Origin of the sequence: Mesorhizobium sp. M7A.F.Ca.MR.362.00.0.0 (assembly GCF_004023175.1) — a bacterium.
Classification (GTDB): Bacteria; Pseudomonadota; Alphaproteobacteria; order Rhizobiales; family Rhizobiaceae; genus Mesorhizobium.
In genome coordinates this window covers 1-4,196 of record NZ_RZTF01000489.1, presented here as the reverse complement: position 1 = coordinate 4,196, position 4,196 = coordinate 1, and the positions used below count along the sequence as shown (strand labels likewise).

The following is a 4,196-nucleotide window of genomic DNA, read 5'->3' as shown; positions in this document are numbered from 1 at the left end:
CGTGGCCAATCGTGCCGATGTTCACGTGAGGCTTGTTACGCTCGAATTTACCTTTTGCCATTGTCTCTTTCCTTGGACGGCCCGGATCTTCAGTTCGGTCGAAGACCTTCAGTTCAGTCGAATGCGGGGCGATTAGCGACAAAGGCCAAAAAACACAAGCGTCTTTTGGCCGGGTGCCGTCTCACTCAGTCCGAACCATCGATCCGATTGCGGGATATGACGCTGATATAGGAAGGCGAACCGTCAAATGGAATGGGCGTTTTGGATCCGAAGCCGAGGATCGGGCGCTTGTCGATATGGCGAATATCTGGTTTGCTCAGCCGATACAGGTCATTCATATCGCTAGCGTGATGGCTGGGCGGATCGTTCGTTCCCGTGCCGATTGAGGGGCAACTTTCATGGAAGATCTGATCGACCGAATCTACGAAGCCGCATTCGTGCCAGAGCTGTGGCCGGTGGTGCTTGACGGCTTGAGCACGATGTCGGGATCGGTAGGCGGCGCCTTGCTGGTCGCCAGCGAGGCTCATCCGCCTCGGTTTGCGGCATCGGCATCGATTATGGATGCGCTGATTGAATTCTCTTCCGACGCATGGCGAAACAATGATCGTCCGTTGCGCTGGAAGCCTAGTGTCGATGGGTTTCTTCGCGACGTCGAACTCTTCAGTCCGGACGAATTGGAAACCGATCCGATGAGACACGAATTGATCAGGTACGGATTGGGCTGGCAAACCGGCATGGTCATACCGATGACCAATGGCGAGGTCGTGATCTACAGTGTGGAGCGTCGTCTGCAGGACGGTCCACATGACCCAACCTCCATCGCCTCGCTCAACGTCCTTCGCCCGCATCTTGCCCGCGCCGGGCTTGTTGCGGCAAGGCTTGGCCTGGAGCGGGCGTTGGCCACCGTATCGGCCCTGCAGAGCGTTGGGCTTCCTGCCGCAGTCATGTCGGCCGGCGGACAGGTGGTTGCCACCAACGGACTGTTCGATGCGTTGCCGTCCATTTTTCAGCCGCTGGCGTATGACGGCTTGGCAATCGGCGATCCGAAAGCCGATTTGCTGTTCCAGGAGGCAGTCAGGAGCACTTCGGCTGCCATCGTGCCAATCGTCAGGTCCATTCCCGTTCGCCAGACGATCGATCAGCCCGCTGTCGTCCTGCATGTGCTGCCGCTTCGCCGATCGGCAAGGGACATATTCGCAGGTGCAAACATCCTTGTCGTTGCAGCGTCGATCCGCATGGGCAACCAAGAGCCGTCGCCGCAAATTCTGAGCGCGCTCTTCGATCTGTCTCCGGCCGAGGCAAAGCTTGCCGCATCGCTGGTATCCGGCCGTCCGCTGAAAGCGGCGGCACTTGACCACGGGATCACGGTCAAAACCGCCCGTACCTACCTTGAGCGCGTCTTCTACAAGACCGGCACCGGCCGTCAGAGCGAATTGGTGGCGTTGCTGAGCGGCGCTGCCCCATTGGCACCTCTTGCCGCCACCACCCGCCTCTGATCTTGTGGCCGGATGCATTTCATCCCTGCCTCTATCCGCGGCCCGCTGTTCATGATCGTCTCGACGGGGTCGTATCTCGTCAACGACACGATGATGAAGCTCGCGACGGCAGGCCTGCCGTCCTATGAAGTGCTGTTTCTGCGGGGTGCCGCGGCAGCCCTCTGGGGCTTCCCGCTGTTGTTCGCGCTGGGCTACGGCAAGCAGATCCCGCTGATCTTCGACAAGCGCGTCCTGAGCCGTAACATGCTCGAGCTGGCGGCGATCCTTTGCTATGTGGTCGCACTCGCCAACATGCAGATCGCCGATTCCACCGCGCTCGGCCAGATCACGCCGCTCTTGATGCTGGTCGGCTCCTCGATCCTGTTTGGCGAGCGGATCGGCGGCCGGCGCATGGCGCTGATCGGGCTCGGCTTCGTCGGAGCGCTGATGGTGGCGCAGCCGACCATGCAAGGCATTTCGGTCTACGCCTTGCTGGCGCTCGGCAATGCCACATTTGCGGCGGCGCGCGACCTTGCCGGCCGGCGGGTCGCGGCCGAGGTGCCGGGGATGATCGTGGCGATTTCCGCCGTCGTGGTGGTGCTGATCGGCGCCGGCGCCGCGCATCTGGTTTCCGAGCGCTGGGTCATGCCCGGGGCACATCACCTGCTGCTGATGGCAGGTGCTGGATTTTTCCTGATCTTCGGCCATTTCTTTATCTTCATGGCCTATCGCATCGGACCGACCAGCGCCGTGGCGCCGTTCTACTATTGCTTCACCGTCTGGGCGGTCATTTCCGGCCTGCTGGTGTTCGGGCAGTTCCCCAACGCGCTGGCCATTTGCGGCATTCTGCTGGTCGTCGGCAGCGGGCTGACCATCGTCTCGCTGGATCAGCGTCAGCGCCGGCTGGCCGTCGTCGCCTAGCCTCGTTTCATTGCTGCTTTTCGCCGCCCCGATGCCATAGGCAAGCCACTGCCGAGCATACCGGCCTGAAAGCCGGTCTTGCCTTCAGAAACTCGAAACCTCAGACGACCCTCGGGCGCCTAAAGCGTCCGCCTTGCGCTGAACTGATGGTAAGCCCACAGAACGACCACCGCTCCGATGACGGCAACGATCAGGCTGTAGATGTTGAGGCCGGTGACGCCTGACGCGCCGAAGGCAGTGAAGATCAGACCGCCGACAATGGCGCCGACGATGCCAAGCACGATGTCCATGATGACACCCTGGCCGGTCTTGTTGACGATCTTGCTGCCTATGAAGCCGGCGACCACGCCGAGAATGATCCAGCTGATGATACCCATTTTTTCCTCTCCATCCCCTCGCCAGCCGAACATTTTCACAGGATTGTCAAAACCTCAAGCCAGCTTGAAATTCCGCCCGAATGCTTCATTGTTGAGGAGGGGTCGGGCCTTGGTCGCTATGGAGGATCCACTATGGGACTTTTTGACAATGCCGTTCCCGGCGGCAACATCACCAAACCCCTGATGATCGCGCTCGGCGCATTGCTGGTCGGCAAGATGCTGAGCGGCAGAAGTGCCGAAGCGCCAGAACAGTCTCCCGCGCCCGCTCCGACCGCCCCCGTTCCCGTCCCGACGGAAACCACATCCGCCGATGGTGGCCTGGCTGGCGGCTTGGGCGGCCTGCTCGACAAGCTCAGAAATGCCGGCCACGGCAATGCCGCCGACTCCTGGGTCGGCACCGGGCAGAACCAGCCGATCAACGCCAACGATCTTGGCGCCGCGATCGGACCGCAGATCATTCGCGAGATCGCGCAACGGACCGGGCTGGACGAGCAGGAACTGCTCAAGCAACTGTCCACCGCCCTGCCCGGCATCGTCGACAGACTGACGCCGAACGGCCAGGTGCCGCAGCAGCACCAGGTCGCCACCGCGTTCAACAGCTGAGGCGGCACGGCCACGACAATTGGAGCGCTGCGCCTCGTGCGCAGTGTCTCGGCTTGCCGGTGATGGGATGAGTGTCTGGAGCGGGTAGCGGGAATCGAACCCGCATATTCAGCTTGGAAGGCTGCTGCTCTACCACTGAGCTATACCCGCGCCGTTCCTGAAGTACCGGATTCATCCGAAAAGCGCCATGCACTTTTCGGTCCGATTCTTGTTACGTTTCAGGGCTTCCGGGCCGGCAGTGGTGGAGAGGGTTGGATTCGAACCAACGTAAGCTAAGCTAACGGATTTACAGTCCGTCCCCTTTAACCACTCGGGCACCTCTCCAGTCTGCCGCCGGAGCCATGCAACGAGGCATTCACGCCGATCCGGACCCGAGTTATGTGTTCTCCGAAACCAGCGCAGCGCCTTATGGCGGCAAGCCCATTGGGTGTCAACCGCGCAACCATGGTTTTTCGTTTCTGTTCGCCGGCTGTAGTGACAGACCATATCCTTGGCCGGAGGACACCGCTATAGAAGCCAGCCATGAGCGACAAAACCAACACCCCGAAAGACACCCATTACGCCAAGCTGCGCCGCGCCTATCGCGACGAGAAAAGCGGCGGCGCGCCGGCGTTCCGGCCCCGACAGCCGGTTCCGCCTGGCGAAAATGCCGCGGACGGGCTGGTGCGGCTCTACGGCCTGCACACGGTGCGCGCCGCACTCGACAATCCGCGCCGCAAGATCAGGAAGATGCTGGTGACGCGCAATGCGGCCGAGCGCCTCGAAATAGCCGATCTCGCCGCCCTGCCCTTCAAGACCGAACTGGTCGAACCCAGGGACA

At 61.3% G+C, this 4,196-nt stretch carries 6 protein-coding genes and 2 tRNA genes; 4 read left to right on the top strand and 4 right to left on the bottom strand.

All coding sequences use genetic code 11. The features are described 5' to 3' along the window. Positions 1-185 precede the first annotated feature (185 nt). Positions 186-527, bottom strand: coding sequence for a hypothetical protein (locus EOC06_RS33685; RefSeq protein WP_128309826.1), 342 nt, complete (start codon positions 525-527; stop codon positions 186-188). Between the two features lie 162 nt (positions 528-689). On the opposite strand from EOC06_RS33685, the gene EOC06_RS33680 reads away from it, so the two are divergent. Both EOC06_RS33680 and EOC06_RS33675 read left to right on the top strand, forming a co-directional pair. Then, positions 690-1,496 (top strand): helix-turn-helix transcriptional regulator, encoded by an 807-nt coding sequence (locus EOC06_RS33680; RefSeq protein WP_128309825.1) that lies wholly within the window; start codon positions 690-692, stop codon positions 1,494-1,496. 12 nt (positions 1,497-1,508) lie between these two features. After that, entirely contained in the window at positions 1,509-2,396 is an 888-nt protein-coding gene (locus EOC06_RS33675) for a DMT family transporter (RefSeq protein WP_127330728.1), read from the top strand. A 119-nt stretch (positions 2,397-2,515) separates the two neighbouring features. Here the strand turns inward: EOC06_RS33675 and EOC06_RS33670 are convergent, their stop codons facing one another. Then, complete coding sequence (locus tag EOC06_RS33670) at positions 2,516-2,773, bottom strand: GlsB/YeaQ/YmgE family stress response membrane protein (RefSeq protein WP_128309824.1); 258 nt, start codon at positions 2,771-2,773, stop codon at positions 2,516-2,518. A 132-nt stretch (positions 2,774-2,905) separates the two neighbouring features. Here EOC06_RS33670 and EOC06_RS33665 point away from each other — a divergent pair, with 132 nt between their 5' ends. Continuing rightward, the gene (locus EOC06_RS33665) at positions 2,906-3,376 is read left to right on the top strand and encodes a YidB family protein (RefSeq protein ID WP_127268141.1); all 471 of its coding nucleotides are present in this window, start codon (positions 2,906-2,908) and stop codon (positions 3,374-3,376) included. Positions 3,377-3,452: 76 nt separating this feature from the next. Here the strand turns inward: EOC06_RS33665 and EOC06_RS33660 are convergent. Then, positions 3,453-3,526: transfer RNA gene (locus EOC06_RS33660), tRNA-Gly, on the bottom strand. Between the two features lie 89 nt (positions 3,527-3,615). Beyond that, positions 3,616-3,700, bottom strand: a tRNA-Tyr gene (locus EOC06_RS33655). 198 nt (positions 3,701-3,898) lie between these two features. Between EOC06_RS33655 and EOC06_RS33650 the strand changes: the two genes are divergently transcribed. Continuing rightward, positions 3,899-4,196: RNA methyltransferase substrate-binding domain-containing protein (locus EOC06_RS33650; RefSeq protein ID WP_281062131.1), on the top strand; the 298-nt coding region annotated here is incomplete at its 3' end.